The organism is Microbacterium sp. NPDC064584 (genome assembly GCF_040687315.1).
Taxonomy (GTDB): Bacteria; Actinomycetota; Actinomycetes; order Actinomycetales; family Microbacteriaceae; genus Microbacterium; species Microbacterium lacus.
Genome location: NZ_JBFBMZ010000017.1, coordinates 1 through 1,442 on the forward strand (window position 1 = coordinate 1; position 1,442 = coordinate 1,442).

Annotated in this window: 1 protein-coding gene; it reads left to right on the top strand. The window is 66.3% G+C overall.

Annotated features, from left to right (window positions below; translation table 11 throughout):
* Positions 1-117 precede the first annotated feature (117 nt).
* A complete protein-coding gene (locus AB0P18_RS16205; RefSeq protein WP_363360864.1) occupies positions 118-1,386 on the top strand; it encodes an IS256 family transposase in 1,269 nt (422 codons plus the stop codon).
* Positions 1,387-1,442 lie beyond the last annotated feature (56 nt).

Sequence of the window (1,442 nt, forward strand, 5' to 3'; positions counted from 1 at the left end):
GGGGTGAGTCCCATAGCGTGGTGTCAATTCCCGCGGGGTTCTCGTCGTCGTAGACGTTGAAGGGCCACCGTGGGATGACCAGTTGTTTCCGGCAAGAAGCAAAGCAGAGATCCCACGATGACCCAGTACCAGTCTGCCCTGACGACCCTGATCGGTGAAGTTCTCGCCGATCCCGACCTCGCCCACTCGGACGTGTTCCGCCGGATGCTGCAAGCCGGGCTGCAAGACCTCGTCGACGCGGAAGCGACCGCGAAGATCGGCGCCGCTCGTTACGAACGCACCTCGGAGCGGACCACGCGCCGCAACGGGACGCGGCCGAAGGTGCTCGCGACGCCGGCCGGGGAGGTGGATCTTGCGATCCCGAAGCTGCGGGAGGGGTCGTTCTTCCCGTCGCTGCTGCACCCGCGCCGTCGGGTCGACAAGGCCCTCTACGCGGTGATCTGCCAGGCCTGGATCGACGGGGTCAGCACGCGCAAGGTCGAGCATCTGGTCCGTGCCCTGGGCAACGACACCGGCATCAGCCGGTCGACGGTGTCGCGGATCTGCTCCGAGATCGACGAGGCGGTGCAAGAGTTCCTTCACCGGCGGACCGATCACACCTGGTTCCCGTACCTGTTCCTCGACGCCACCTACCTCGACGTCCGCTACCGCGGCCGCGTCGTGTCCCAAGCTCTCGTCGTCGCGACCGGTGTCAGCGGCGAGGGCCGCCGGGAGATCCTCGGGATGGCGCTCGGCGACGCGGAGACCACCGACTTCTGGACCGAGTTCCTCCGCAGCCTCCGTGACCGAGGACTCAAAGTCGCCACCGATGCCGACCCGCTGGGCGTGACCCTGGTAACCTCCGACGCGCACGCCGGGCTGAAGGCCGCGGTCAAGGCGATCCTGCCCGGATCGGGGTGGCAAAGATGCCGAGTCCATTTCGCGCGCAACGTCACGCAGAAGATCGGTTCGGCGCGGTCGAAGCCCGTCAACGCGCTGATCTCGACGATCTTCGCGCAGACCACCTCCGAAGCCGTGCTCGCCCAATACAAAGCCGTCACCGACAGTCTCCGCGGCTCGTTCCCCGAGATCGCGGCCATGCTCGAGGCGGCCGAAGCCGACCTCACCGGGTTCGCATCGCTACCCCGTGAGCACTGGCAGAAGGTCTGGTCGAACAACCCCATCGAGCGCCTCAACCGCGAGATCAAACGCCGCGCCGACGTCGTCCAGATCTTCCCCGACCGAGACAGTGTGACCCGCCTCATCGGCGCCGTCCTCCAAGAGCAGCACGAGGAATGGTCCTACGGCGAACGCCGCTACTTCTCCGACATCTCCATGCGCAAACTCGTCCACACCCTCCACGACCACGCCGAGCCCGCACGCCCCGAGCTCTACCTCACCGCCTGACCATCACCCACCATCAGGATGCAACGGAATAACACCACACCACGGGACTTGACCGC